Source organism: Cupriavidus sp. H19C3 (genome assembly GCF_049393815.1).
Lineage (GTDB): Bacteria > Pseudomonadota > Gammaproteobacteria > Burkholderiales > Burkholderiaceae > Cupriavidus.
In genome coordinates, this window is sequence record NZ_CP184986.1 from 646,430 (window position 1) to 673,304 (window position 26,875).

A 26,875-nucleotide genomic window follows, 5' to 3' on the forward strand; every position below is an offset into this window, starting at 1 on the left:
GCCCCGTTCCCGCCCGTTCGCGCGTGACTCGCTACGCCGCTACCAGTACGTGGAGATATACGCTACCAGCAGCAGCCCGATCGCGCCCAGAAAGAGCGGATGCATCCAGATGGGCTGGCGACGGCCGTTGAGCCGTGCCATTTTCTTGCGTTTGTCCTGCGCATCGCCATGCAGCATAGGGCCTCCGTCAACGTGTGGACGACATGTCCGGAACCCTGGGCGGTGCACGATGCGTGCCATTGAGGCGTAGTCCTACAGCAGGCTTCCGCCCGCGCCCGTCGGGTGCGGCCAGCGCCTGGCGGATGCCGGTCCCGAACCTGATCCGGCGCGCCTAGTCGAGACTGATTTTCAGGTCGCGAATCAGCCGGGTCCAGCGCGCGGTTTCCGTCCGCAGCAGCTCGCCGAATTGCGCCGGCGTATTACCGACGGGCTCGACGCCGAAATCGACCAGGCGCTGATGCACGGTGGGGTCTCGCATGACCGCCACCACCTGGCGGTTGAGGGTCGCGATTACCTCGGGCGGCGTGGCGGCCGGCACCACCATGCCATTGAGCGCGGCGGCTTCCACGTTGCGATAGCCGAGTTCCGCGAAGGTCGGCACATCGGGCAGTTGCGGCAGCCGCGTGGCATTGGCCACGGCCAGCGGGCGCACCTTGCCCCCCTTGATAAAGCCCGCGCCGGCGGCATAGTCGACCATCATCGCCGGCACCTGTCCCGCCGCCACATCGGCGAGCGCCGGGGCCGCGCCGCGATAGGGCGCGTGTGTCAGGGTCAGGCCGGCCTCGACCTTGAACAGTTCCATCGCCAGATGATGCGGACTGCCGGCACCCGCCGACGCGTAATTGATGCCGCCCGGTGTGGCCTTGACCTCCGCGATAAACGCCTGCGCGGACGTGGCGCGCGTGCCGGGGCCCACTACGAGAATCATCGGAAAGCGGCCGATCAGCGTGACCGGCGCAAGATCCCTGGGCTGGTATGACAGCGTCTTGTAGAGCGCCGGGTTGAACACCATGGTGCCGTTGTCGGCGGAGAGCACCGTGTAGCCGTCGGCGGACGCGCGCGCGGTTTCCGCGGCGCCGATGGCCGTATTGCCGCCGGGCTTGTTGTCGACCACCACGGGCTGGCCGACCTTCGCCGAGAGGCCCTGGGCCACGGTGCGCGCGAGGAAGTCGGAACCGCCGCCGGCGGCATAGGGCACGATCCAGCGAATCGGCTTGGCGGGGAAGCTGTCGGCGAACGCTGGCGGCGCGCTCAGCAGCGCGGCCGGGAGCGCAAGCAGGGTAGCGAGGGAAGGCCGCGCCGCGCCGGAGGCGAGGGCAGGGCCGGTCCAGCCAACAGTGCGAAGGCCGGGGAGACTGCGAAGGCCGGGGAGACTGCGAAGGACGGGGAGACTGCGAAGGACGGGAAGGACGGGAAGGCTGCGAAGGAAGCGAAGGAAGCGAAGGAAGCCAAGACTGGCAAGGCCGGGCGTCATGACGGGCGTCTCCTGGTAGCGGGGCTGGCTCGTTGGCCAGCCCTCATGGCGCCCCATCCTAAACCATTCAGTCGCGCTTGGGGATGTTCACCGCGCGCTGCACGGCAGGGCGCGCCACAAAGGCGTCGAGCACACGCGACACCTCGGGGAAATCACCGATGCCCACCAGCTCGCCGGCCTCGTAGAAGCCCACCAGGTTGCGCACCCACGGGAAGGTCGCCATATCGGCGATGGTGTAGTCATCGCCCATGATCCACGCGCGGCCCTTGAGGCGTTCGTTGAGCACGTTGAGCAGACGGCGCGATTCCGCCACGTAGCGGTCGCGCGGGCGCTTGTCCTCGTACTCCTTGCCGGCGAACTTGTGGAAGAAGCCCACCTGTCCGAACATCGGCCCGATGCCGCCCATCTGGAACATGACCCACTGGATGGTCTCGTAGCGCGTGGCCGGATCGGCCGCCATGAACTTGCCGGTCTTCTCGGCCAGGTAGATCAGGATGGCGCCCGACTCGAACAGCGCCAGCGGCTTGCCGCCGGGGCCAGCGGGGTCGAGGATGGCCGGGATCTTGTTGTTGGGATTGAGCGAGAGAAACTCGGGCGACATCTGGTCGTTGCTGTCGAAGCGCACCGCGTGCGGCTCATACGGCAGACCGGTTTCCTCGAGCATCAGCGATACCTTGATGCCATTCGGCGTGGGCAACGAATACAGCTGCAGGCGCTCGGGATGCCGGGCGGGCCATTTGCGCTGGATTGGGTGCGGGGCTGCATCGTTAGCCATGGAATCTCCGTGCGAATTTATCAGGAATGGCGTGATGGTAAACGCTTCCGCGCGGGCTTGCCGAGGGGCGTGTCGTAAGTCAATTGAAAGTAATAAACGGTGACACAAACGCGCGCAAAAGGCGGGAGCAGATTTTGCAAACGCGGTCTAACCTCTTGCGCGGCGGTGCGGGCGATGTCCCCGTGCCCCATCCTTTCTCTCTCCACGGAGTGTTCTCATGTCACTGTCCCCCCGATCCCTGCTTCTCGCGGCCGCGATGGCCACGAGCATGGCTGCCGCATCGCTGACCGCGGTGCCGGCATTCGCCCAGCCGGCCGCCGCGCCTGTCGCGCTGCGCGGCAAGATCACCGCGCTCAGCGGCGACGAGCTCAAGGTGCATACACGCAACGGCAAGGACGTCGAGGTGGCGCTCGCGCCCGACACCGCGATCCGCGCCGTGGAGAATGCCGAGCCCAAGGACATTGCACAGGGCAGTTATGTGGGCACGGCGGCGATTCCGCAGGCCGATGGCACCCTCAAGGCACTCGAGGTACACGTCTTTCCGCCGAGCATGGCCGGCACCGGCGACGGCCACCGTCCCTGGGATCTCGGCAACAACAGCACCATGACCAACGGCACGGTCGGCAACCTCGTGATCAGCAACGGCCGCACCATCACGGTCAAGTACAAGGACGGCGAGAAGAAGATCGTGGTGCCGCCCGATGTGCCTATCGTCAAGCTGGAGCCCGGTGACCGCTCGCTGCTCAAGGCCGGGACCAACGTGGTGCTGTTTGCCAGCAGGCAGCCCGATGGCAAGCTGACCGCGCGCGCCATTTCGGCGGGCAGGAACGGCGTGGTCCCGCCGATGTAAGCACGAAGCGCCGAGCACCAGGCACCGAGCCACCCGCACACCAGCGCATGCCACCCGCCCCGGGATGCCACCATGACCCATCCGCGCTTTGTCCGCATCACGCACTGGATCAACGCCATCGCCATCGTCTGCATGGTGATGAGCGGTTGGGCCATCTATAACGCGTCGCCGATCTTTCCGTTTACGTTTCCCGCCCGGGTCACGCTGGGCGGCTGGCTTGGAGGCGCCATCGCATGGCACTTCGCCGTGATGTGGGTGCTGGTTGCCAACGGCCTGGTCTATCTGGTCTGCGCGCTGGCGAGCGGGCACCTGCGCCGCGCGCTGCTGCCGCTGCGGCCCCGCGCCATCGTGCGCGATGCGTGGGCGGCGCTGCGCCTGCGCCTGTCGCACGACAGCGGCGAGTACAACGCGGTGCAGCGGCTGCTCTATGTGGTGGTGCTGCTGGCCGGGGTGGTGCTGGTGCTGTCGGGGCTGGCAATCTGGAAGCCCGTGCAGTGCCAATGGCTGACCGCGTTGATGGGTGGCTTCGACCGTGCGCGCGTCGTGCATTTCTGCGCCATGGCCACCGTGGTGGGGTTTGTCGCCGTGCACCTGGTCCTCGTGCTGCTGTTTCCGCGCACGCTGGTCGGCATGGTGGTGGGGTCGATGGACACACGTATGCAGGGAAGCCGCATGAAGGGAAACCGCACATGAGCCGCAAGTTGCCAGATCGTCAGGCGCCGGGCCGTCAATTGCCGGAGGACGTCGACGAGAAGGATTTTCGTCCGCAGTTGCGCAAGCTGGAGCGGCGCCTGTTCCTGCGGCAATCGCTGTCGCTCGGGGCGGTCGCGCTGCTGTCGGGCTGCACCATGCAGGATGGCGACAGCGTGGACAAGGTGCTATGGGCCATGTCGCGCTGGAACGACCGCGTGCAAGGGTGGCTGTTCGACCCCCACCGGCTCGCCCCCACCTACACGCGCGCGCAGATCACCAACCCGTTTCCGTTCAACGCGTTCTATCCCGAGTACGACGTGCCCGATATCGACGGCGACACCTACCGCCTCGAAGTCTCTGGCCGCGTGGCGGACAAGCGCGCATGGTCGCTGGCGGACCTGCGCCGGTTGCCGCAGGCGGCGCAGATCACGCGGCATGTGTGCATCGAGGGGTGGAGCGCCATCGGCGAATGGAGCGGCGTGCCGCTACGGACGTTTCTGCGGCATGTCGGCGCGGACCTCAATGCGCGCTACGTCGGCTTCAAATGCGCGGACCGGTATTACTCGAGCCTCGACATGGCGAGCGCGCTGCATCCGCAGACCATTCTGGCGCTCGACTACGGCACGTCGCCGCTGCCGGCCGACTACGGCTATCCGCTCAAGGTCAGGGTGCCGACCAAGCTCGGGTTCAAGAGCCCCAAACATGTGATGGCGCTGTTCGTCACGAACGATTACCCGGGCGGGTATTGGGAAGACCAGGGCTACAACTGGTTCAGCGGGTTGTAGCGGCAGCGCACGGCATGCCGCCGCCCGCCGCCATCGGCCCGTGAGCCCTTCAGCCCTTCAGCACCTGCCCGATCGCGTTGGCCACCACGCCAACGTTGCGCTCGTTCAGGCCGGCCACGCACATGCGGCCCGAGCGCAGCAGGTAAACGCCATGCTCGTTCTTGAGGCGGTCCACCTGCTCCGCCGACAGGCCCGTGTAGGTGAACATGCCACGCTGCTTGATATAGCGCGACAGCTTCTCACCCGACACATGCGCGCGCAGCTGGTCGTGAATCGCCTGGCGCATGCGCGCGATGCGCTGGCACATCTCGGCGAGTTCCTTTTCCCAGCTGGCACGCAGCTCCGGCGTGGTCAGCACGCGCGCCACCACGCGTGCGCCGTGCGTGGGCGGGTTGCTGTAGTTGGCGCGCACGGCGCCGGTCAGCTGGCCGAGCACGCGGCCGGCTTCCTCGGCGCTCTGGCATACCACGCTGAGGCCGCCACAACGCTCGCCGTATAGCGAGAAATTTTTCGAGAACGAATTGGCCACCAGCGCCGACAGGCCCTGGCGCGCCATCTCGCGCACCACGAAGGCGTCGTCGTCGAGGCCGGTACCGAAGCCCTGGTACGCCATGTCGACGAACGGCAGCAGCTTGCGCTGCTTGAGCACGTCGATCACCTGCAGCCATTGCTGCGCGTCCAGGTCCACGCCGGTCGGGTTGTGGCAGCACGCATGCAACAGCACGATGCCGCCTGGCGGGATCTGCTTGAGCGCGGCCAGCATCTCGTCGAACTTCAGGCCGCCGGTGGCCGGGTCGTAGTACGGATAGCTGTTGACCTTGAAGCCGGCGCGCTCGAACACCACGCGGTGGTTCTCCCAGCTCGGGTCGCTGAGCCAGAGTTCGGTAGCGGGGAAATAGCGCTTGAGGAAATCGGCGCCTACGCGCAGCGCGCCGGAGCCGCCCAGCGTCTGCAGCGTGGCGATGCGGCCTTCCACGCGGGCCGGGTTGTCTTCGCCGAAGACCAGCGCCTGCACGGCCTGGCGGTATGCGGCCATGCCGGACATCGGCAGGTAGGGGCGCGGGCCCATGTCGGACAGCAGCGCCGCTTCGGCCTCGGCTACCGCCTTCATCACGGGCAGGCGGCCGTCATCGTCAAAATAGATGCCGATGCTCAGGTTGACCTTGCTGGTGCGGGGGTCCTGCTGGAAATCCTCGTTGAGCGAGAGGATCGGGTCGCCCGGGTAGGCCTCGATATGTTCGAACATGGAATGATCTGCCGGATTGTTCTGCAAAAAAGTTCTGCGGAAAGCGTTATTGAGACGATCGAGGGCAGCGGCCCGCGGGCCGCTACGTTCTCATCGTGCGGGAACGCTGGCAGGCAGGGTTGCCCCGGCATGTTTTTGCCGAAGGCGATAGCTTACGCCAAGAATGGCCAGCCATGCCGGAATCAGGTACACCGAGATGCGCAGGCCGGGCGTCAGATACATCACGTACAGGATGCCGGCCAGGAACGCCAGGCTCAGGTAATTGGTGAGCGGATAGCCGAGGCTGCGGAAGCGCGTGGTCTGGCCGGCCAGGCGCTTGGCGCGGCGGAACTTCAGATGGATCAGGCTGATCATTGCCCAGTTGATGATGAGCGCCGACACCACCAGTCCCATCAGCAGCTCGAACGCGCGCTCGGGCAGAAGGTAGTTGATCACCACGCAGCCGGCCGTGGCCAGCGCCGAGACGCCGAGCGCGGCGAGCGGAATGCCGCGGCGGTTGACCTTGAGCAGCGCCCTGGGCGCGTTGCCCTGCTGGGCGAGGCCGAACAGCATGCGGCTGTTGCAGTAGACGCCGCTGTTGTAGACCGATAGCGCCGCCGTCAGCACCACCACGTTGAGCACGGTGGCCACGATCTCGCTGTTGAGCGCATGGAAGATCAGCACGAACGGGCTGCCGCCGGTCACCACCTTGCCCCAGGGATAGAGCGAGAGCAGTACACCCAGCGCGCCCACATAGAAGATCAGGATGCGGTAGATCACCTGGTTGGTGGCCTTGGGAATGCTCTTGTGCGGGTCGTCCGCCTCGGCGGCGGTAATGCCCACCAGTTCGAGCCCGCCGAACGAGAACATGATCACGGCCATCGCCATCACCAGGCCACCCAGGCCATTGGGGAAGAACCCGCCGTGCTGCCACAGGTTGGCCACGCTGGCTTCGGGCCCGGCCTGGCCGGAGGCCAGCAGGTAGCCGCCAAAGCCGATCATGCCGACGATGGCCGCCACCTTGATGATCGAGAACCAGAACTCCATCTCGCCGAACGACTTCACGCTGCTCAGGTTGATGGCGTTGATGGCCAGGAAGAATACGAGCGCCGACACCCATGTGGGAATGCCGGGCCACCAGTACTGGACATAGATGCCCACCGCCGACAGCTCGGCCATGCTCACGAGGATATAGAGCACCCAGTAGTTCCAGCCCGACAGGAAGCCGGCAAAGTGGCCGCAGTACTTGTTGGCGAAGTAGCTGAACGAGCCGGCCACCGGTTCGTCCACCACCATCTCGCCGAGCTGGCGCATGATGAAGAACGCGACGATGCCGGCCACCGCGTAGCCGAGCAGGACCGACGGGCCCGCCATCCTGATGGTCTGGGCAATGCCCAGGAACAGCCCGGTGCCGATCGCGCCGCCAAGCGCGATCAGCTGGATATGCCGGTTCTTGAGGCCGCGCTTGAGCGCGCCGTTGTCTGGTGCAGCGTGTGAAACCATCTGTCTTCCTCTACCCATTCTTGTGGAATGTCTGGCGCCTCTGTTGGGGGGGCGGGCGCTTGAAAAAATCCGCCGGCGCGGGTAGCGCCGGCGGCGGGGTCGACCGGCACGGGTCTCCGTCCAGACCGTGCCAATCCTGGAAAAGCGGGCGCGCTTCGGGTGGCCACGGTCGGCCACCATCGGCGGCCACGATCGCCGACGTCGATAAGCGGAGGGTCAGACCTTCAGCGTGCCGCGTTCGATCTGGTCGCGTTCGAGCGATTCGAACAGGGCCTTGAAGTTGCCTTCGCCAAAGCCGTCGTCGCCCTGGCGCTGGATGTACTCGAAGAACACCGGGCCGAGCACGGTCTTCGAGAAGATCTGCAGCAGCAGCCGGGGCTTGCCGCCCGCGGTAGTGCCGTCGAGCAGGATGCCGCGCGCCTTCAGCTGGTCCACCGGCTGGCCATGGCCCGGCAGGCGCGTCTCCAGCGCCTGGTAGTAGTAGTCGTTGGGCGCCGTCATCAGCTCAACGCCGGCCAGTTGCAGGTTGTCGATGACTTCGATCAGGTTGTCGGTCAGGAACGCGATGTGCTGGATGCCTTCGCCGTTGAAGGCCATCAGGAATTCCTCGATCTGGCCGCTGCCCTTCGACGATTCCTCGTTGAGCGGAATGCGGATCTTGCCGTCGGGCGCGGTCATCGCCTTCGAGGTCAGGCCGGTGTACTCGCCCTGGATGTCGAAGTAGCGGATCTCGCGGAAGTTGAACAGGCGCTCGTAGAAGTTGGCCCAGTACGCCATGCGACCCCGGTAGACGTTGTGCGTCAGGTGATCGATCACGCGCAGGCCATGGCCCTCGGGGTGGCGGTCCACGCCCTCGACGAACTCGAAGTCGATGTCATAGATCGACTTGCCATCCTCGAAGCGGTCGATCAGGTAGAGCGGCGCGCCGCCGATGCCCTTGATCGCGGGCAGGCGCAACTCCATCGGGCCGGTAGGGATCTCCACCGGCTGCGCGCCCAGTTCCAGCGCGCGCGCATAGGCCTTGTGCGAATCCTTGACGCGGAACGCCATGCCGCAGGCGCTCGGGCCATGTTCGGCGGCAAAGTAGGCAGCGTGGCTGTTGGGTTCGCGATTGACGATGAAGTTGATGTCGCCCTGGCGATACAGCAGCACGTCCTTGGACCGATGGCGCGCCACCAGCGTAAAGCCCATTTTCTCGAACAGCGGTTCGAGCACATTGGGCAGGGGAGACGCGAATTCGACGAACTCGAAGCCCATCAACTGCATGGGGTTGTCGAACAGATCGGTGCTGGGGGCGGAACGGTTGGCGGACATGGTCGTTGCGATGCGGGGAGAAATAATATTTCAACGATAGGCGACAATGCCGGCATCTGACGGGTCCGAATATTGCAGGGCCGTTGCCGGTGGCGGCGGAAAGATGCGATGTTTGCACTCGCCCATGCTTTCCATGCCAGTCGCGATGGAAATGAGTGTATATTCCGGCCCGCTAAATAGGATTTCGTAACGGACCAAGGGAAACCCTAAATTGCGCAAGGAAATTTCGTAAAACTACGATAGGGAGCAACCGAAGTGCAGAATCCTGAGCTGGACCGTACGGATCGCCGCTTGCTGGGAGTGCTGCAGGAACACGGCAGGGCCTCCAACCTGGAGCTGGCGGAGGCCATCAGCCTGTCGCCGGCGCAGACGCTGCGCCGGCATCGCCGCCTGGAGGAGGCGGGCGTCATCAAGCGTTACGAGGCGCGGCTCGACAGCCACGCGCTCGGCTTTGGCGTGACCGCGTTTATCCACGTCACGATGGAGCGCGGGCATATCCGCGACCTGTCGAAGTTCAAGGGACTGGTGGCGGAACTCGCGCAGATCCAGGAATGCTTTTCCGTGACGGGCGACATCGACTACGTGCTCAAGGTGGTCGCCAGGGATCTCAAGTCGCTGTCGGACTTTTTGCTCGACACGCTGATGCGCATTCCCGGCGTCAGCGGCGTGAAGTCGAGCGTCTGCCTCGACGAGATCAAATGCACGAGCGCGATGCCGCTCGAGAACTGACGCCCGTCACATCAGCATGGCCTTGGGTTCGAGGAAGGCGTCGAGCCCGTAGGTACCATACTCGCGGCCGATGCCCGACTGCTTGAAGCCGCCGAACGGTGCCTTGGGCTCGTGCGTCAGCGTGTTGATCAGCACGCGACCCGCCTCGATGCGCGCGCCCACGCGGCGTGCCCGCTCCTGGGCGGAGCCGTCCGGGTTGCTTCCGATCACGTAAGCCTGCAGGCCGTAGCGGGTATCGTTGGCCATGGCCACCGCTTCGTCCTCGCTACGGTACGGCACGATGGCCAGGACCGGCCCGAAGATTTCCTCGCGCGCGATGGTCATGTCGTTGCGCACGTCGGCAAATACCGTAGGCCGCACGAACCAGCCGCGCGCCAGGCCAGCGGGCCGCCCCGCGCCGCCGGTCACGAGCCGGGCGCCTTCCTGCACGCCCACCTCGATATAGTGCTGTACGCGTGTCCATTGCCGGTGGCTCACCATCGGACCGATGGCGGTGGCGGGATCGGCCGGGTCGCCGACCGGAAACTGTCCGATCGCGTCGCGCACATGCGCCTCGAATTCGGCCTGGCGCGCGGCCGGCACAAAGATGCGGGTACCGGCGATGCAGGCCTGTCCGCTGTTCATGAAGCCGGCCTGCAGCGCGAGCGGCACGGCGCTGGCAAAGTCGGCATCGTCGAGCACGATCGTCGGCGACTTGCCGCCCAGTTCCAGCGTGACGCGCTTGAGCGTATCCGCGCCCGTGCGCAGGATCGATTTGCCGACCGCCGTGGAACCGGTAAACGAGATCTTGGCGACATCGGCATGCGCGGCGATCTCCGCCCCCACCACCTCGCCGCGACCCGTCACGATATTGAACGCGCCCGCCGGCAGGCCGGCAGCGTGCAGGGCCTCGGTCACGATGCGTGTCTGCAGGGCACTCATCTCGCTCGGCTTGATCACGGCGGGGCAACCGGCCGCCAGCGCGGCGGCGAGCTTGCCGGTAATAAAGCTCGCATTGGCATTCCACGGCGTGATCAGGCCAGCCACGCCGAGCGGCTGCATGGTGATCTCGGCGCTGCCGGCACGGCGCGTGAAGTCGTACTCGCGCAGCACCTCGGCGGTGTGGCCGATGACATCGGCGGCATAGTCCACCATCCAGCGCGCGCGGCTGGCCGGCGCGCCATATTCGGCAATGACCGCGGCGAAGAGGTCGTCCTTGCGGGCGCGCACGGCGGCTTCCATGCGGGCCAGCCAGTCCAGGCGCTCGGCGCGGCTGGCATTGGCCACGCGTGTGCGGGCCGCGCTGGCGGCGGCGATGGCGCGGCGCGCATCCTCGACGTCGGCCAGGCGCACGCGGCCGATGGTCTGCTCGGTGGCGGGGTTGAAGAGATCGAACCATTCGTCGCCGTGCGGGGTGACGAAGGCGCCGTCGAGATAGATCTGGTCGATTTGGTGCATGAGACATCCTTGAGGTGGTGAGGCGTGGCCCCTTCACGTCCAATGTAGGGTTCGATCATTGGCCCGTCTAGCCATACAATGCGGGATGTATCGTTGAATGAATGAGGATAATCTCCATCATGCACACCACGGGACTGCAGGAACTGGAAGCGGTGCTGGCGGTTGCCCGGCACCGGAGCTTTCGCGCGGCGGCGGCAGAACTGGGCATGTCGACCTCGGCGCTCTCGCATGCCGTGGCGGCACTCGAAGCGCGCATCAGCGTACGCCTGTTCAATCGCACGACGCGCAGCGTGGCGCTATCGGAGGCCGGCTCCCAGTTCGTGGCCTCGGTCTCGCCGGCGCTGGCGTCGATCCGCGACGCGCTGACCCAGGCGGGTAGCTATGGCGCCACGCCGCGCGGGACACTGCGCCTCAATACCTCGCTTGGCGCCGCCCGTCAGACCATGCCGCTGTTCCTCGAATATCTGCGCCGCTATCCGGAGATGCATCTCGATGTGGTCACCGAGGGCAAGCTGATCGATATCGTGGTGGCGGGCTTCGACGCCGGCATCCGGCTGGCCGATGCGGTACCGCAGGACATGGTGGCGATTCCGTTCGGGCCGGCGCAGCGCATGGTGGTGGTCGGCAGTCCGGCCTACTTCGAGCGGCACCCGGTGCCGCGCACGCCGTTGGATCTGCTGGAGCATCGCTGCATTCGCGCACGCATGCCGAGCGGCGTGCTGTATCGCTGGGAGTTTGCGCGGCATGGCGAGCCGACGGAGGTCGACGTGCCGGGCACCATCACGCTCGACGATGCCTCGCTGATGCTCGATGCCGCCCGTGCCGGCGCCGGCCTCGCCTTCCTCACCGAATTCAACGTGGCCGCCGACCTCGCGGCCGGGACCCTGATAGGCGTGCTCGACGACTGGTCGCCGTCGTTTGGCCGCCTGTGCCTGTATTACCCGAGCCGGCGTCATCTGCCAGCGGGTTTGCGCGCGCTGGTGGAGATGATGCGCGAGTGGCGCTGAGGGTCACGCTGAGGGTCCCGCTAAGGGTGGCGCCGAGGTTGACGCTAGTGGGGCGCTGAGGGAGGCCGAGGGTGGCGCGCTCAGGCTGCGCCGTCGATTCCCGCCATGGCCCGCGCGATCTCGTCGGCGTCGGCGGGCCGCACCAGCCGCGCCACTTCCTGGCCATCGCGCAGAAAGACCAGCGTCGGCCAGAGCTTGACGCGGAACGAGCGGCCGAGCGGCCGGCCGCTTGCATCCTCGATCTTGAGGTGGCGGATCGACGGATGCGCCGCGAACGCGGCTTCGATCAAGGGTTGCGCACGCATGCAGAAACCACACCACGGCGCGCCGAATTCGAGCAGCGTGGCGCCGGGCAGGGCGTCGATCTCGGCCCGGGCCGGTTCGGTGGCGGCGAAGGTCTTGTTCATGCTCATCGGTGGAAGTCTCCTGGTGGGACCCGGTGCAGCGGTTCGCAAATCGGTCAGACCAACCTGGCCGGGCCGATCGCGGCTGCCATCGAGGCCACGCACATCGAGGCCTGGCACATCAAGGCAAGGCATATCAAGGCAAGGCACATCAAGCCAAGCAAAATGCCGGCCAGCCGCGCCGCCTCATGTCGGATGTCGCGGCCCGGATGCCGGTGCCCAAGCGCGACGCCCCTTATTCTGCCGCGATTGCATGCGGCGTGTGCGACGACGATGCGATCTCCCACCACGCCGGCAACAGCGCCCGCACCTCGGCGTCGGCAAAGCGATCGTCGATCAGCCACACGACACCGCGATCTTCCCGCGTGCGGATGACGCGGCCGGCGGCCTGCACCACCTTGCGCAGGCCGGGATAGAGATACGCGTACGCATAGCCGCGCCCGAACATCTGCTCCAGCCGCGCGCGCAATTGCTCGTTGACGGGATTGACCTGCGGCAGCCCCAGCGTGGCCACGAACGCGCCGATCAGGCGGTCGCCGGGCAGGTCCACGCCTTCGGCAAAACTGCCGCCAAGCACGGCAAAGCCGATGCCGCGGCCGCCGGCGACAAAGCCCTCGAGAAACGCCGCCTGGCCGGCCTCGTCCATGCCGCGCGCCTGCAGCCGGCACGGAATCCCGGGATACGCCGCCATGAATTGCGTGGCCGCGCGCTGCAGGTAGTCGTGACTGCTGAAGAACGCGAGATAGTTGCCGGGCCGCGCCGCGTACTGTTCGCCCATCAGGCGCACGAGGTCCGGCAGCGTACGGTCGCGCTGCCGGTAACGCGTGGAAATGCGCGTGGCAATCCGGACGTCAAGCTGCTCGGCGCGGAACGGCGAGGGCACATCGATCCACGCGGTGCGCGCGGGCAGCCCCAGCAGGTCGGCGTAGTAATCCACCGGCTGCAAGGTGGCCGAGAACAGCGTGGTCGAATGCGCCATGGCAAAGCGCGCGCGCAGGAACGGCGCGGGCAGCAGGTTGCGTACGCACAGTCGCGCGTCCATGCTGCCCGGTGCGGCGCGTCGCGCCTGGCTTGGTACGCGCGTGATATCGAACACCGAATGCATGCCGCCATGCTCGCCGAGCTGTTCGGCCAGGCGCAGGAAGTGCAGCGCATCGAAGTAGAACCGTTCGAGCTCGCGCTCGTGCGCCTGTCCCGGCGCCGCCTCGCTCAGGTGTTCGAGGATGGCCGCGCAACACTGCGCGAGCGCCTCCACAAAGGTGGCGGGTGCCGTGGCCATGGCCTCGTGCGGCGTGCTGCCCTGGCTGGCGAGCGCGCGCCACTGGCGCTGCACGCGCTCGAAGGGCCGCGCCAGCGCCTTCGGCACGGTCTTGCGCAGGACGCGGAACGCCACCGGGTCGAGCTCGCCGCTATACATCGCGCGGCCGCGCTCCACGAGGTTGTGGGCCTCGTCCACCAGCACGCTGATGCGCCAGCCATTGAGGGCGGCGAGCATGAACAGCATGCCGTTGCGGTCGAAGTAGTAGTTGTAATCGGCCACCACGAGGTCGCTCCAGCGCGCCATTTCCTGCGCGAGGAAATACGGGCAGACGTCATGCCGGCGTGCCACCGCCCGCAGCGTGTCGCGGTCGAGCACGGGCTCGGCGCTGGCCTGTTCGCGCGCGGCCGGCAGGCGATCGTAGAAGCCGCGCGCGAGCGGACAGGAGGCACCATGGCAGGCCAGCTCGGGATGCTCGCACGCCTTGTCGCGCGCCACCAGTTCCAGCACCCGCAACGGGGTTGCCGACTGCCGCCGCAACTGCGCGGCCGCATGCAGCGCCACGGCGCGTCCGGTGGAACGCGCGGACAGAAACAGCACCTTGTCGAGTTGCTGCCCGGGCATGGCCTTCAGCGCCGGAAACACGGTACCGATCGATTTGCCGATCCCGGTGGGCGCCTGCGTCAGCAGCGTGCGGCCCGCCACATTGGCCTTGTACACGGACTCCGCGAGGGTGCGCTGGCCGGGCCGGAAGTCGGCGTGCGGAAAGGCCAGCACGGCCAGCGCCGCATCGCGCGCGGCGCGATGCGCGAGCTCGCGTGCGGCCCATGCCAGAAAGCGCCGGCAACTCGCCTCGAAGGCCGCGCGGAGCGTGGCGGCGTCGGCGCGCTCCACTTCCACGCGCTCGCGCTGGCTCAGGATGTCGAAATAGACCAGCGCCAGTTCAATCTCTGCAAGATTTTCCTGCTGGCACAGCAGCCAGCCGTAGGTCCGGATCTGGGCCCAGTGCAGCGCGCGATGATTGTCCGGCACGACCGTCGCCTCGCCGCGCACGGTCTTGATCTCTTCCAGCCGGTTGGCGGCGCGGTCGTAACCGTCGGCACGGCCCCGCACGCGCAGGCTACCCCCGCCACCGGCGTCCACATAGTCGCCGCACAATGCCACTTCCGCCTGATAGCCCGCGCCGCGCCGCCGCGTCACCACGCCGTGCCCCGCCACGCCTTCCTGGGCCGTGGGCGAGGGGGTAAAGCGCAGGTCGAGGTCACCCGCCTTGGCTGTGAATTCGCACAGCGTGCGCACCGCGATGGTGTAGCGCGGCGAGGCGGGCTCGCAAGATGAGGGAAGACCGGACGGGGCGGGATCGGGCACGGCAGGGACAGGCTGAGGCACGGCTTGGGGGTGTTGGGACTGTACGAATATACAGTGCCATGCGGTGGGCTGGAAGTGCGCGGGAAGGATTCTTGCTGCGCACATGGAAAAAGCGACGAATCCAGCCTACGGTTAGCCCATGCACACGCTCAAGATCGCCAGCTTCAATATCAACGGCATCCGCTCGCGGCTGCCCGCGCTGCTCGACTGGCTCGCGCGCGCGTCGCCCGACGTGGCCTGCCTCCAGGAACTCAAGACCGTCGACGAGGGCTTTCCGATCGACGAGATCCGCGCCGCCGGCTACGGCGCGGTCTGGCATGGCCAGAAGTCATGGAACGGCGTCGCCATCCTGGCCAGGGGCACGGACCCGATCGAGGCCCGGCGCGGCTTGCCCGGCGGTGTGGACGATACGCATAGCCGCTACCTCGAGGCCGCCGTGAATGGCGTGCTGGTGGCCTGCCTGTACCTGCCCAACGGCAATCCGCAACCGGGACCCAAGTTCGACTACAAGCTCGCGTGGTTCGAACGCCTGATCCAGCATGCGGCAGCGCTCTATGCGAGCGGGCATCCGGTGGTGCTGGCGGGCGACTTCAACGTGGTGCCGACCGACGAGGATATCTACAACCCGCGCTCGTGGCTCAAGGACGCGCTGCTGCAGCCGGAGTCGCGCGAGTGCTACCGGCGCCTGCTGGCGCAGGGCTGGACCGACGCGCTGCGCAAGCGCTATCCGGACGAGCGCATCTATACGTTCTGGGATTACTTCCGCCAGCACTGGCAGACCAACTCGGGCCTGCGCATCGATCATCTGCTGCTCAGCGCCAGCCTCGCCGCGCGCATGCGCGACGCCGGCGTCGACAAATGGGTCAGGGGCGAGCCGCATGCGAGCGATCATGCGCCGGTGTGGGTGGAGCTCGAGATGGGGGACGGCGGGGCGGGGCGAGCGACCGCGCAGGCCAGCGTCAAAGCCACCAGGGCGGGGGCTAAAACGGGCGCTAAAACGGCCACTAAGACGGCGACTAAAACGGCCACTAAGATGGGGGCTACGACGGGCGCCAGAACCACCGCGAAACCCGGCGCCCGGACCGGCACGAAGGCAAACATTGCAACCGGCACGAAGGCGGCCGCCAGGACGGCCGCCCGCAAGCGCTCCAGCGGTTAAGTGCCGGCGCACTCCGCGCGGGAAGCTTGCACGACGTCCGCACTGCGACGGGCTTGCGCAGCGCTTGCGACTGGCCTGCGCCGATACTGGCGTATCAACCGGCCACCGCCACCTCATCGCACGTATAGAGGGGCGAGGCCTCGGTGACCGCGCCTACCAGCAGATCGGCCGCCGCATCGAAGCGATCGGTCGAGCCCGACATGCGGGCCGTCACCACGCCATTCTGCACGGCGCCATAGACGACCTTCGCCAGCGCTTGCGCGGGCACCGGAAACGGCCGACCACGTTCGGCTTCCGCCCGTTCCAGCAGGCGCGCGATCCATCCCTCGTTCATGCGGAAGTGGGCCTGCAATTGCGTGCGGACATCGTCGGAGACGTTGACCACCTCGGCCGACAGCATTTCACACAGGCAGGCCTGGCCGCGCTCGATCTTGTCGTGCAGCGGATCGAGATACCGACGCGCCTGTTCCGGTAGCGGCAGCGAGGTGTCGATCGCATGAATGCGCTCCGACGCCTGGGCGCTGTACTGCCGCACCGCTTCCAGTACGAGGTCATCCTTCGACGGGAAGTAGTAGTGAATGCTGGAGGTCTTGACGCCCACGAGTTCCGCCAGATCGCGATAGCTGAACCCGTTGTACCCGCGCCGCTGGATCAGCTCCAGTGCATGGGCAAGCAGTTGTTCGCGTACGGATTGCGTTTTCATGACGACTGTCTATCCGGGGATAGACCCTCCTGTTGTGCTGTGCCGCCGGTCATGCCGACAGCGTGCGAGCGAGCAACGACAGCAGCGCCCCGCTACCAAGGCAAAGCGCCACCCATCCGCCCAGAATCAGGGCACTGTCACGCCAACTCATTGGAAACTCCTGATGCACACTGCAGCCGGCCGGTCTGCCGCGACCGGCCGGGGTCTGGTTCAGACATTGGCGACCATCGACGCCCATTCACGCCCATTGACCCGTTACGCGAGCGCGCCGTCGGTGTACACATCGGCGCTGCGCGACGGTTCGGCCGACACGCCGGTGCGGTCCAGGCCGGCTAGCGTGCGCGCGCCATCCGTAAAGACGTCGCGCTGACCATTGCGGGCACCGTCCAGGTACGGATCGGTCGAACGGGCCGGGGTCGCCGATACGCCCTTGGTATCCAGGCCGGCCACCAGGCCGTCGCGGTTGGTCACGCGGGCGCCGTCGGTGTAGCCATCGCGGTTGCTGATGCGGGCACCGTCGGTGTAGCCGTCACGATTGCTGATGCGGGCACCGTCGAGGAACACATCGCGGCTGCCGGCGCGGAAGTTGTAGCCATAGCGGTCGCCGGCGTGCGTGCTGTCCTGCGGGCCTTGGGCCTGGACGGGGCCGGCCACGAAGGCGGAAGCAAGTGCGGTGGCAACGGCGGCGGCGGCGATAAGGGACTTGGCATTCATGATCTGCTCCTTTGTTGTTCCGGCCGGTGTCGCGTCGTTGGCGAGTCGCTGGCCGAGGTCTGTGCTGCATGTCAGGCGGCTTTGGTTCCCAGTGTCTGCTATCTATTGGTAGATAGAATTTCGGGGTTAAAAAAAAGACCGCCTCCCGGTACTGACAAACGCTTGTGCTGCGGGACCCCGTTGCTGACTGCCTGACTGCAGCGGTGTCCATGGCTCGAATATTATCTACTACTAGATAGACACGCAAGCGGTTTCTTTAAGGAAATGTCGAACGGCGCCTCTAATCCATCCGTAAAAATTAATAACTCGTTGAAATGAAAGAAAAAATGGCGTCGGTGGCGAATTGCCGCCGACGCCTTGCCGTCGCTTGCCGACGCCGCGCTGACGCCATCCAGCCGTCAGACAAGGTCGGCACGGTCCCGCATCCGCACGGGAATCAGGGGCGCGGTCCCATCGTGAAAGCGATCTCGCCGACACCGTCGACGCCCGCCGTGACCATGTCGCCAGGCTGGAGCGCGCCGACGCCAGCGGGCGTGCCGGTGAAGATCACGTCGCCCGGGGCCAGTTCCATGCTCTCCGAGATATAGGCGATGACGTCCGCCACCGGCCAGATCAGCTCATCGAGGTCGCCGGCCTGGCGCGTCTCGCCGTTGACCTTGAGCCAGATCGCACCCTTGGTCGGGTGGCCGATCCTGGCGGCGGGCTGCAGCGGGCCGCACGGACCCGAAGCATCGAAGCCTTTCGACCAGTCCCACGGACGGCTCATCTTCTTGGCCACGTCCTGCAGATCGCGGCGAGTCAGGTCCACGCCCACGCCGTAGCCCCACACGAGGTCGAGCGCCTGGGCGGCGCTGACGTTCTTGCCGCCCTTGCCGAGCACGACCACGAGTTCGATCTCATGGTGCAGGTTGTCGGTCTGCGGCGGGTAGGCGACGGTCCCTTCGGCCGGCACCACGGCGTCGGCCGGCTTGGTAAAGAAGAACGGCGGCTCGCGATCCGGATCCTTGCCCATTTCGCGCGCGTGCGCGGCGTAGTTGCGGCCGACGCAGAACACGCGGCGGATCGGAAAGCGGGCCGTGCTGTCGGCCACGGCGATGCTGGCCTGCGGGGCCGGCTGGATGACGAATTCGGTCATGTGGAATCTCGCAAAGGACGGAAGGCTGCGGCACGGGGCGGCCGGCGGTGACCGGCCGCGTCCATGCGCGTGAAATCGCTAGTCTCGGGGCAAAGCGCGGTGGAGACCCTTATTTGGCGAAGACCTGACTCAGGTCACCGAAGGCCTTGAACTCGAGCGCATTGCCCGACGGATCGAGGAAGAACATCGTCGCCTGCTCGCCAACCTGGCCCTTGAAGCGCACGTGCGGCTCGATCACGAACTTCGTATTGGCCGCGCGCAGCTTGTCGGCCAGTTGTTCCCACTGTTCCATCGGCAGGATCGCGCCGAAATGGCGTACCGGCACATCGTCGCCGTCAACCGCGCTGGTGCTGCGGTGACCGCATTCGTCCGGCGACAGGTGCGCCACTACCTGGTGGCCGTAGAAGTCGAAATCGACCCACGCGTCGGAGCTGCGACCCTCGGGGCAGCCCAGCAGATCGCCATAAAAACTGCGCGCGGCAGCCAGGTCGTGAACGGGAAAGGCAAGGTGAAACAGCGGAATGGCGCTCATCTCGAATGTCTTTGGGTGGGGAAAACCGCATTGATTGTAATCAGAAGAACTCGTAATATAAAACGAATGATTATTGATCTGAGCATCAAGAAAATTGATGCTTGCGTAGCCGCTTGATTCGCTATTTCCAGACCTTTCTGGTGGCCGCCGAAACGGCTTCCTTTTCCGCCGCCGGGGCGCGTCTCGGGCTGACCCAGTCGGCCGTCAGCATGCAGATCCGCCGGCTCGAGGAGGAGCTCGGCTGCCAGTTGTTCGACCGCTCCGGCAAGGCGGTGGCGCTCAGCGAGGATGGCCGCCGCCTGCTCGACGATGTCACGCGCTTCGTGGCGCTCTACGAACAGATGAAAGGGCGGGCACGCGCGCAACCCGATGTCGCACCGCTCGACCTGGGTGCGGTCTCTACCGTGCAGGCCTCGCTGCTGCCCAAGGCGATGCAGCGCTTTCGCGAGGCCTTTCCCAATACCCACGTCAATATCGTGCCTGGCATGTCGACCCAGCTGCTGACGCAGGTGGATGCGCGCGAGCTCGATATCGCGGTGCTGGTCAAACCGCGGCTCGGCTTTCCGCCCGAGCTCAAATGGCTGCCGTTGCTGCAGGAGCCGTTCGTGGCCATTGCGCCCGCCGGTGCGCCCGCCGAGCTCGGGACCTTGCTGGCGTCGGTGCCGTTCATTCGCTACAACCGCCATTCCACCGGCGGCCAGCTGGTGGATCGTTATCTGAAGCGGCAGCGCCTGTGGGTGCGCGAAGGCATGGAGCTCGACGAGCCTGCCGTCATCCTGCAGATGGTGGTGGAGGGCCTGGGCTGCGCCATCATTCCGGCGGCGCTGGTGCCGCTCGCGCAAGCCATCGACAGTGGCCGCATCGCGCAGATCGCGATGCCGGGACCGCCGCTCTCGCGCGAAATCGGCGTGCTGGTGCGGCAGACGGCGCTCAAGCGGGAGTCGGTGGCCGCGCTGATCGCGGCGCTGGAGGCCGAGAGCGCGCGCTGGCGAAAGCCGGCGCGCGACCCGGCCTGAGTCGCGTTATGCCTTGGCGGCCTGCGGGGCGGCACCGATACGGCGTGCGCCCAGGGCCAGCAGCGCGGCGATCAGGCATGCACCGCCGGCCACGTACAGCGCGGGCGCGTAGGTCAGCAGCAGCGTGCGCGACAAGCCTGCGCCAAAGGCCGCGGTGGCGGCGCCGATCTGATGCGCGGCAAAGACCCAGCCGAACACCATCGGCGCACGCTCGCGGCCAAAGGCGCTGGCGGCCAGCTTGACCGTGGGTGGCACGGTGGCAATCCAGTCCAGGCCGTAGAACATGGCGAAAATGGACAGCCCATACAGCGTGAAGGTCGAGTGCGGCAGCCAGAACAGCGACAGGCCGCGCAGCGCGTAATACCAGAACAGCAGCTTGCGGCTGTCGTAGCGGTCCGACAGCCAGCCCGACAGGATGGTGCCGACGAAGTCGAAGGCGCCCATCATCGCCAGCGCCGATGCCGCCGGCACCGGACCCATGCCATAGTCGCCGCACAATGCGATGAAATGGGTCTGGATCAGGCCGTTGGTCGACAGCCCGCAGATAAAGAAGGTACCGGCCAGCACCCAGAACATCCGGTTGCGCATGGCGTCGGCGAGCACCACGAACGGCCCGCGCAGCGTGAGCGGTGCCGGCGCTGCCGCCGGTGCGGCCGCCGCCGCGGCCGTCGTCTGGCTCTCGCCGAACGGCAGGCGACCGAGATCGGAGGGCCGGTTGCGCATCACCGCGAATACCAGCAGGGCCAGCACGGCGCACGCGCACAGCACGGGCAGTACGGCCACGCGCCATCCCATATGCTCGATCAGCCAGGCCGCGACCGGCAGGAACGCCAGCTGGCCGGTGGCCGAACTGGCGGTCAGCAGCCCGATCACGAGGCCGCGCCGCGCGCTGAACCAGCGGTTGGCCACCACCGCGGCGAGCACCAGCGCGGTCATTCCCGAACCAATGCCGAGCATCAGGCCCCACGCAATAAACAGTTCCCACAGCGTGGTGGCGACCGTGGCCAGCGCCATGCCGCCGGCAATCAGCGCGAGTGCGGCGCAGACGGTATTGCGCACGCCAAAGCGTTCCATCAGCACGGCGGAGAACGGTGCCATCAGGCCGAACAGTGCAAAGCGGAAGGCCAGGATCGACGAGATCTGGTCGGTATTCCAGCCCATCTCCCGGGTCAGGGGTTTCAGGAATGCGCCGGGTAAGCCCAGCGCGGCGGCGGTGGTCAGCATCACGCAGAACGTGACGAGTGCGACCAGCCACGCGTAGTGGATGCCGTGCCGGTCGAGCCGGCGGGATAGTGCGTGCGCAAACATGAAGCTCCCCGAAGCGGTAGAAAGGATAAAAAAAAGGTGGAAAAAACGGGCGAAACGTCCGGTAATAAACGAGGCAGCGGCTGAGCGCGCGACGCTCGGCCGGGCCGGCTCGACCTGCCGGGCCGGCGGCATCACGCGGAGCCGGGTGGCATCACGCCGAGTCGGGCGCGGGCGAGGCCGGGCCTGACCCGGTGTCGAGCAACTGGTGGCGCACCGCCTCGATGACCGCATCGGAGAGCGGGTCGCCGCTGGTGGCACGCGCCATGGAGATGGCACCGATCAGCATGGCCACTTCCGCCAGGGCACGCTGCGCGGTGGCGGGATTGTCGGGGTCCGGCTGGACCGAGCGCCAGGTCTCCACCATCTCGCGCACGCCAGCCACATAGGCGGCGCGCACCGGTTTGCCCTCGGCCTCGCGCGCCACATCGCCGGTCAGTGCGGCGGCCGCGCAACCCTCGCGGGCGTCGTCGCGGTGCGCCGTGGTGAGGTAGGGCGCCAGCAGGGCATGGCGGATCTGGCTGAAGTCGCCATCGGCGCTGGCGAGCCGCTCCGCCCAGCGCCTGGCGGTCTCTTCGAAGGAGCGCTGGCATGCCACCGCGAGCAACTCGTCCTTGGAGGCGAAATGTCCATAGAACCCGCCGTGCGTCAGTCCCGCGTCCGCCATCACACGCGCCACCGTCACCGCCTGGCGGCCGTGTTCCAGAAACAGGCGTGCGGACGCCGCTTCGATGCTGGCGCGGTGCCGTTCGGCGTCTGCCCGTGATGCGCGTGCCATGTCGAACTCGCTTGAAAATTTATCTTGACCGCATCTTAGATGATGAACATACTTTATTCAATAGATGTTGGTCGTCATGCAAATGGATGTTGTGGCGGACGTACGGCCGGCATTCTTGATTCCCTGTTTATTGACCGTTTGGTCCTGTTCTGAGGAGAAGTGCAATGTCTCGACTGTTTGACCTTTCCGGCCGCGTGGCGGTGTTGACGGGTTCCACCAAGGGCATGGGCCTGGCGATGGCGCGTGCGCTCGGCCAGGCCGGTGCCAAGGTGGTGGTGTCGGGCCGCGACGGCGGCGTGGCGGAGAAGGTGGCGGCTTCCTTGCAGGCCGAGGGCATTACCGCGACCGGCATCGCCTGCGATATTGCCGATCCCGACAGCGTGCGCGCATTTGCCGAGAAGGCGCTGGCTGCCTATGGCCGCGTCGACACGCTGGTGCTCAATGCGGCCGCGAGCGGCGTGGTCGGCCAGATCGTGGAGCAGGGTGGCAGCCACTTCGACGACGTGATGGCCGGCAATGTGCGCGGCAACCTCGAACTGGTGAATGCGCTGGCGCCGAATATGATCGAACGCCGCGACGGCGCCATCATTTTCATGTCGAGCATCGCGGCGCGGCGCGCCTCGCCGATGCTGGCGCTCTATTCGGTCTCGAAGGCGGCCGTCGACATGATGATGCGCAACTTTGCGCAAACGCTCGGCCCGCACAACATCAATGTGAACAGCATCAATCCGGGACCGGTGCGTACCGACTTCTCGCGCGATGCGCTGTGGGGCGACCCCGAGCGCGAGAAGATGCTGAGCGCTGGCATTCCGATGCGCCGTATCGCGGAAGCGGAAGACGTAGCCGGCCTGGCCGTGCTGCTGGCATCGCCGGCGGGCCGCTATATCAGCGGGCAGTCGATCGGCCTCGATGGCGGCGCGACCGCGTGATGCGGCATCGCTGAGACGAGACCCCGGGGGCCACACCCATGCCGCGCGGCGAGACGATAGCCGCGCGGCATGGTGCGCTCCGCTATCGGCCCCATTCCCGTGCATTGCGCACCCTTCGCGTGAACCGCTGCACCACCGCCGTGCAGTGGCGAAAATAGCCCCGAAACTCGCTTCAATCCTCGCTTTCACGGCCGATACAGGTGGCAAGGACCTGTCCCGTCCGCTCGTTTGCAAGGAGTCTCGTGGCTGCAATTCTCTCTCCCGCCGTGCGCCTGATGGCGCGTTTGCCCATCCACCGCAAGTTGCTGTTGCTGACGGTGCTGTTCCTGATTCCGCTGTGCGGGGCGATGTTTGCCGTGCTGGCGCAGTCGGTGCGGTCGATCCAGTCCACGCGCGATGAACTGCGCGGACTGGCGATCGTCGAGCGCGCGCTCGACTTCATGCGCGAGACGCAGGTGCGGCGCGGCGCGGCCAATGGCGTGCTGTCCGGCAATGACGGCTTCAAGCCCATGTTCGAGGCGGCGGACGGCAAGGCCGCCGGTCACCTGGCTGCATTGTTGAAGGATGTGGCGGCGGCGCCCGCGCTTGGCCTTGCCGACGACGCGCGCAAGCTTGAGGAAGGGTGGCAGCAGATTCGCGGGCTCGGGCTCGATACGCCGGCGCCGCCGCTGTTTGACCGGCACACCACGCTGGTCAAGCAGGCGCGTCTGTTCGTCGGCGACGTGGCGGACCGTTCGTCGCTGGCCCTCGACCCCGACGCGGGTTCGTATTACCTGATCAACCTGATGGTGGGGCCGATGCCGCGCCTGGCCGAATTGAGCGCGCTGGCGCGCGGACGCGGTGCCGGCATCATCGCGCGTGGCGGGTTTGCCGATGCCGCCCAGCAGGCCGAGCTGGCCACGCTGGCCGAGCAGATCCAGGATGGCCTCGAAGCCGTGCGCCGCGATGTGGTCCGCGTTGGCCGCGGCGCGCCCGATTATCGCGAGCGGGTGGAGACGGCCGCGCGGAAGCTGGCCGCAATGGACAACTTCTACCGCACGCTCAGGGTGAGCATGCTGGGGTCGAGCGGGATCACGATCGATGCCAAGGCATACTTCGCCGAAGGCACCGCGGCGATCGAGGCGGTGTCGGGCCTCAACGGCGAATTCACCGTGCTCACGCGCGACATGCTCGGCCGGCGCATCGAGGCGGAAGCGCGGCAATTGGCGCTGCTCGGCGCACTCGCGCTGCTGACGGTGGGCGCGGCCTGCTATCTGTTTGCGGGGTTCAGCCATGGCATGCGCCGGGATGTCGGCGACGTCGCGCAGTTTGTGGAGCGCATCAACGCCGGTGATCTTTCCGTGGGCGTGACCGCGTATGGCCGCGATGAGCTCAGCGCGGTCAAGCGGCACCTGATGTCGATGGTCGAGACCTGGCGCACGCTGATCGGCGACACCAAGGAGGGTGCCCAACATGTCCTCAGCGCTGCCAGCGAGATTGCACAGGGCAATACCGATCTGTCGCAACGTACCGAGGAGCAGGCGTCGTCGCTCGAGCAGACCGCCGCCAGCATGGAACAGCTGACGTCGATCGTGCAGCAGAACGCCGGCAATGCGCACCAGGCCAGCGCGCTGGCCAGCGAGGCATCGCGCATCGCCGTCGCCGGCGGCGATTCGGTGGCGCGCATGCGCGACACCATGGGTCATATCGAGACGGATTCGCGCCGCATCGAGGAGATCATCGCGGTCATCGACGGCATAGCTTTCCAGACCAATATCCTGGCGCTCAACGCGGCGGTGGAAGCCGCCCGCGCCGGCGAATACGGTCGTGGCTTCTCGGTGGTGGCGAGCGAGGTGCGCAGCCTGGCGCAGCGCGCGGCCACCTCGGCGCGCGAAATCCGTACGCTGATCTCGCAGTCGGTGGAGCGCGTGGCGGCGGGTACCGCGCTTGCCGGCGAAGCGGCCACCACCATGAACGATATCGTCGCGGCGGTAAAGCGCGTGACCATGATGATGGACGAGATCAGCACCGCGTCGCAGGAGCAGAGCGGCGGGATTGCGCAGGTCAACCAGGCCGTGAACCAGATGGATCAGGTCACGCAGCAGAACGCCGCGCTGGTCGAGCAGGCCGCGGCCGCGGCCCAGGCGCTGCAGGAGCAGGCATTGCGGATGGAGCGTTCGGTTGCGGTGTTCCGCCTCGCGCCCGAGGCGGTGCCGCCCCGGCCGGCGCTGGCCGCATGAGGGTCGCCTGAGCGCCGTCCGAGCGGGACACCCGGGCAGGCCAGCCGAACACACCACCGGAGCGCGGGGCGACGGCCGTTACCGGCCGTCGCCAGCGCCGTCAGTCGGCGATGCCGGTGGTACCGGTGGTACCGGTGGTCGAACGGGTGTCGGTGGACGGCCGGGCCACGCGGATGCGGTTGTCGACCTCGGTCACGCCGAAGGTGTTGTCGGCAATGTCCTCGATATCGTATTTCTGGCTCCGGTGCCGCACCGTGCCGTCGAGTGTGACGATGCCACCCTTGACCTCGACGCTGACGTCGCGCACGTCCACGCCGTTGGCAAAGGTGAGATGTTCGCAGATCTCGTCGCGGATACGGTCGTCGGTGCGCTGGTAGTTGCGCGGACCGACGCGTTGCGTACGCTCGTCGGACGCGGGACCGAACCACTCGCCGAGCGCTTCGCCGATGCGATGGCCGAGGTTGTAGAGCATGCCGTGTTCCTCGCCGACGTCGCGGGCGCGGTCGTCATCCTCGAAGCGGCGCGCCGAGCGTCCGCCATCGCGCCAACTGTCGCCGCCGGTATCGGTCCAGGCGGCGCGTGCGCGGCCATGCGGTGCGGCGCGGAAGTCGTCGCGGCGGCCTTCGTCGAGGCCATACTCGCTGGCCAGCAGGCTGCCATAGTCGCGCCCGTACGCGGTGCCCTCATCGGTGCCATACTCGTCGGCACCATCGTCGCGATCGTAGCCGGCGCTGCCCTGGTCGCCGCGGTAGTCGCTCCGGTAGTCGCTCCGGTAGTCGCCCCCATAGCCGTGCCCGTAGCTGTCGCCGTAGCTGCCACCGTAGCCGCTGCCTGACATACGGTCCTGGCTACCGGCATACCGGCTGCGCTCATTCCCGCGCTCGTCGCTCGCACGGTTGCCCCGGTCGCGCCGGTCCGCATCGTCGCGCCATGCGCCACCGTGGTCATGGCGAGCGGCATCGCCACGCCGGTTGTCCTCGGGCCCCTCGCTCCAGTAGCGGAGGTCGCTGCGCAGTTCGTTGAAGTAGGCATCATGGCGTCCGCCACGGTGCTGGCCGGCGTAAAGCGGCTCGCGTGCCTGCTCAGCGCGGCGCAGCCATTCCTGGTCGGCGCTGCCGTAGCCGCTGCCCTCGCCGCCACCATAATCGGGGCCATAACCTCCACCATAGCCGCTTCCACCATGGCCGCTACCCCTGCCATACGACGGCTCATACGACGGCTCATACGACGGCTCATACGACGGCTCGTCCTGCCACGCGACGCTATCGTCCGCCCAGGTCTCCTGCCCGTTTCCGCCGTTCAAGCCATAGCGCAGGTCACTGCCGGAACGCTGGCGGCGTGGCGCGTCCCAGCGCTCCGCGCGGTCATGACTACGTTCGTCACGGATATTCTCATAGGCCCGCCAGGTATCCTCCCGGCCCTGGCGGTAGCGCCCGGTATCGTGCATGCCCATTGCCATCTCCTGAAGTTTGCGTCAGCCATATGCTGGCAACGGGAAGGCGCGGCAAGATTCACGCCCGCAAGCGCTGCCCGCGCAATCCCGCGGCACTGCGCGGCATATGC

General features: G+C 66.8%; 24 protein-coding genes and 1 pseudogene. 9 read left to right on the forward strand and 16 right to left on the reverse strand.

Annotated features, from left to right (window positions below):
* Nucleotides 1-39: 39 nt before the first annotated feature.
* The 3 genes from DFLDMN_RS22435 to DFLDMN_RS22445 form a co-directional block, all read right to left on the reverse strand.
* Nucleotides 40-177 carry a hypothetical protein gene (locus DFLDMN_RS22435; protein WP_423200075.1) on the reverse strand — a complete coding sequence of 46 codons (138 nt, stop codon included), beginning with the start codon at nucleotides 175-177 and terminating at the stop codon, nucleotides 40-42.
* 154 nt (nucleotides 178-331) lie between these two features.
* Nucleotides 332-1,279 (reverse strand): Bug family tripartite tricarboxylate transporter substrate binding protein, encoded by a 948-nt coding sequence (locus DFLDMN_RS22440; protein WP_423200539.1) that lies wholly within the window; start codon nucleotides 1,277-1,279, stop codon nucleotides 332-334.
* Between the two features lie 262 nt (nucleotides 1,280-1,541).
* On the reverse strand, nucleotides 1,542-2,249 hold the full coding sequence (locus DFLDMN_RS22445) for a glutathione S-transferase N-terminal domain-containing protein (RefSeq protein ID WP_423200076.1): 708 nt from the start codon (nucleotides 2,247-2,249) through the stop codon (nucleotides 1,542-1,544).
* Between the two features lie 217 nt (nucleotides 2,250-2,466).
* Here DFLDMN_RS22445 and DFLDMN_RS22450 point away from each other — a divergent pair, with 217 nt between their 5' ends.
* From DFLDMN_RS22450 to DFLDMN_RS22460, 3 genes are all read left to right on the forward strand, one after another.
* Complete coding sequence (locus DFLDMN_RS22450; protein WP_423200077.1) at nucleotides 2,467-3,099, forward strand: DUF5666 domain-containing protein; 633 nt, start codon at nucleotides 2,467-2,469, stop codon at nucleotides 3,097-3,099.
* 72 nt (nucleotides 3,100-3,171) lie between these two features.
* Nucleotides 3,172-3,792 (forward strand): cytochrome b/b6 domain-containing protein, encoded by a 621-nt coding sequence (locus DFLDMN_RS22455; protein ID WP_423200078.1) that lies wholly within the window; start codon nucleotides 3,172-3,174, stop codon nucleotides 3,790-3,792.
* Complete coding sequence (locus tag DFLDMN_RS22460) at nucleotides 3,789-4,577, forward strand: molybdopterin-dependent oxidoreductase (RefSeq protein WP_423200080.1); 789 nt, start codon at nucleotides 3,789-3,791, stop codon at nucleotides 4,575-4,577. The genes DFLDMN_RS22455 and DFLDMN_RS22460 overlap by 4 nt, the downstream gene beginning before the upstream one ends.
* Before the next feature lie 49 nt (nucleotides 4,578-4,626).
* On the opposite strand, the gene DFLDMN_RS22465 is transcribed toward DFLDMN_RS22460, so the two are convergent.
* The 3 genes from DFLDMN_RS22465 to hppD all read right to left on the reverse strand — a co-directional run bounded on the left by DFLDMN_RS22465 (nucleotide 4,627) and on the right by hppD (nucleotide 8,619).
* Complete coding sequence (locus tag DFLDMN_RS22465; protein WP_423200081.1) at nucleotides 4,627-5,823, reverse strand: amino acid aminotransferase; 1,197 nt, start codon at nucleotides 5,821-5,823, stop codon at nucleotides 4,627-4,629.
* Nucleotides 5,824-5,913: 90 nt separating this feature from the next.
* Complete coding sequence (locus DFLDMN_RS22470) at nucleotides 5,914-7,305, reverse strand: amino acid permease (RefSeq protein ID WP_423200082.1); 1,392 nt, start codon at nucleotides 7,303-7,305, stop codon at nucleotides 5,914-5,916.
* Nucleotides 7,306-7,521: 216 nt separating this feature from the next.
* Nucleotides 7,522-8,619, reverse strand: coding sequence for a 4-hydroxyphenylpyruvate dioxygenase (hppD, locus tag DFLDMN_RS22475; protein ID WP_423200084.1), 1,098 nt, complete (start codon nucleotides 8,617-8,619; stop codon nucleotides 7,522-7,524).
* Nucleotides 8,620-8,874: 255 nt separating this feature from the next.
* Here hppD and DFLDMN_RS22480 point away from each other — a divergent pair, with 255 nt between their 5' ends.
* Nucleotides 8,875-9,348 (forward strand): Lrp/AsnC family transcriptional regulator, encoded by a 474-nt coding sequence (locus DFLDMN_RS22480; protein ID WP_423200085.1) that lies wholly within the window; start codon nucleotides 8,875-8,877, stop codon nucleotides 9,346-9,348.
* Nucleotides 9,349-9,354: 6 nt separating this feature from the next.
* On the opposite strand, the gene DFLDMN_RS22485 is transcribed toward DFLDMN_RS22480, so the two are convergent.
* Nucleotides 9,355-10,785: an aldehyde dehydrogenase family protein gene (locus tag DFLDMN_RS22485; protein ID WP_423200086.1), complete on the reverse strand. Its 1,431-nt coding sequence runs from the start codon at nucleotides 10,783-10,785 to the stop codon at nucleotides 9,355-9,357.
* Nucleotides 10,786-10,904: 119 nt separating this feature from the next.
* On the opposite strand from DFLDMN_RS22485, the gene DFLDMN_RS22490 reads away from it, so the two are divergent.
* Nucleotides 10,905-11,792 (forward strand): LysR family transcriptional regulator, encoded by an 888-nt coding sequence (locus DFLDMN_RS22490; RefSeq protein ID WP_423200087.1) that lies wholly within the window; start codon nucleotides 10,905-10,907, stop codon nucleotides 11,790-11,792.
* Nucleotides 11,793-11,872: 80 nt separating this feature from the next.
* On the opposite strand, the gene DFLDMN_RS22495 is transcribed toward DFLDMN_RS22490, so the two are convergent.
* On the reverse strand, nucleotides 11,873-12,205 hold the full coding sequence (locus tag DFLDMN_RS22495) for a thioredoxin family protein (protein WP_423200088.1): 333 nt from the start codon (nucleotides 12,203-12,205) through the stop codon (nucleotides 11,873-11,875).
* A gap of 226 nt (nucleotides 12,206-12,431) precedes the next feature.
* Nucleotides 12,432-14,822, reverse strand: a complete 2,391-nt coding sequence (locus tag DFLDMN_RS22500) for an ATP-dependent DNA helicase (protein WP_423200089.1) — start codon at nucleotides 14,820-14,822, stop codon at nucleotides 12,432-12,434.
* A gap of 139 nt (nucleotides 14,823-14,961) precedes the next feature.
* Between DFLDMN_RS22500 and xth the strand changes: the two are divergent.
* A pseudogene (gene xth / locus DFLDMN_RS22505) lies at nucleotides 14,962-15,750 on the forward strand (exodeoxyribonuclease III); the annotation flags it as partial.
* Nucleotides 15,751-16,075: 325 nt separating this feature from the next.
* Here xth and DFLDMN_RS22510 read toward each other — a convergent pair.
* The 4 genes from DFLDMN_RS22510 to DFLDMN_RS22525 all read right to left on the reverse strand — a co-directional run bounded on the left by DFLDMN_RS22510 (nucleotide 16,076) and on the right by DFLDMN_RS22525 (nucleotide 19,065).
* The gene (locus DFLDMN_RS22510) at nucleotides 16,076-16,684 is read right to left on the reverse strand and encodes a TetR/AcrR family transcriptional regulator (RefSeq protein WP_423200090.1); all 609 of its coding nucleotides are present in this window, start codon (nucleotides 16,682-16,684) and stop codon (nucleotides 16,076-16,078) included.
* A gap of 255 nt (nucleotides 16,685-16,939) precedes the next feature.
* Nucleotides 16,940-17,398 carry a copper resistance protein CopQ gene (locus tag DFLDMN_RS22515; protein ID WP_423200091.1) on the reverse strand — a complete coding sequence of 153 codons (459 nt, stop codon included), beginning with the start codon at nucleotides 17,396-17,398 and terminating at the stop codon, nucleotides 16,940-16,942.
* Between the two features lie 436 nt (nucleotides 17,399-17,834).
* Complete coding sequence (locus tag DFLDMN_RS22520) at nucleotides 17,835-18,533, reverse strand: fumarylacetoacetate hydrolase family protein (RefSeq protein ID WP_423200093.1); 699 nt, start codon at nucleotides 18,531-18,533, stop codon at nucleotides 17,835-17,837.
* Between the two features lie 109 nt (nucleotides 18,534-18,642).
* Complete coding sequence (locus DFLDMN_RS22525) at nucleotides 18,643-19,065, reverse strand: VOC family protein (RefSeq protein ID WP_423200094.1); 423 nt, start codon at nucleotides 19,063-19,065, stop codon at nucleotides 18,643-18,645.
* 113 nt (nucleotides 19,066-19,178) lie between these two features.
* On the opposite strand from DFLDMN_RS22525, the gene DFLDMN_RS22530 reads away from it, so the two are divergent.
* The gene (locus DFLDMN_RS22530; RefSeq protein ID WP_423200540.1) at nucleotides 19,179-20,081 is read left to right on the forward strand and encodes a LysR family transcriptional regulator; all 903 of its coding nucleotides are present in this window, start codon (nucleotides 19,179-19,181) and stop codon (nucleotides 20,079-20,081) included.
* A gap of 6 nt (nucleotides 20,082-20,087) precedes the next feature.
* Here DFLDMN_RS22530 and DFLDMN_RS22535 read toward each other — a convergent pair whose 3' ends face one another.
* The gene (locus DFLDMN_RS22535; protein ID WP_423200095.1) at nucleotides 20,088-21,389 is read right to left on the reverse strand and encodes an MFS transporter; all 1,302 of its coding nucleotides are present in this window, start codon (nucleotides 21,387-21,389) and stop codon (nucleotides 20,088-20,090) included.
* Nucleotides 21,390-21,540: 151 nt separating this feature from the next.
* Nucleotides 21,541-22,164, reverse strand: a complete 624-nt coding sequence (locus DFLDMN_RS22540; protein WP_423200096.1) for a TetR/AcrR family transcriptional regulator — start codon at nucleotides 22,162-22,164, stop codon at nucleotides 21,541-21,543.
* Between the two features lie 164 nt (nucleotides 22,165-22,328).
* Here DFLDMN_RS22540 and DFLDMN_RS22545 point away from each other — a divergent pair, with 164 nt between their 5' ends.
* Both DFLDMN_RS22545 and DFLDMN_RS22550 read left to right on the forward strand, forming a co-directional pair.
* Nucleotides 22,329-23,093 (forward strand): SDR family NAD(P)-dependent oxidoreductase, encoded by a 765-nt coding sequence (locus DFLDMN_RS22545; protein ID WP_423200098.1) that lies wholly within the window; start codon nucleotides 22,329-22,331, stop codon nucleotides 23,091-23,093.
* 242 nt (nucleotides 23,094-23,335) lie between these two features.
* Nucleotides 23,336-25,312, forward strand: coding sequence for a methyl-accepting chemotaxis protein (locus tag DFLDMN_RS22550; protein ID WP_423200099.1), 1,977 nt, complete (start codon nucleotides 23,336-23,338; stop codon nucleotides 25,310-25,312).
* A 100-nt stretch (nucleotides 25,313-25,412) separates the two neighbouring features.
* On the opposite strand, the gene DFLDMN_RS22555 is transcribed toward DFLDMN_RS22550, so the two are convergent.
* A complete protein-coding gene (locus DFLDMN_RS22555) occupies nucleotides 25,413-26,765 on the reverse strand; it encodes a BON domain-containing protein (RefSeq protein WP_423200100.1) in 1,353 nt (450 codons plus the stop codon).
* Between the last annotated feature and the right edge of the window lie 110 nt (nucleotides 26,766-26,875).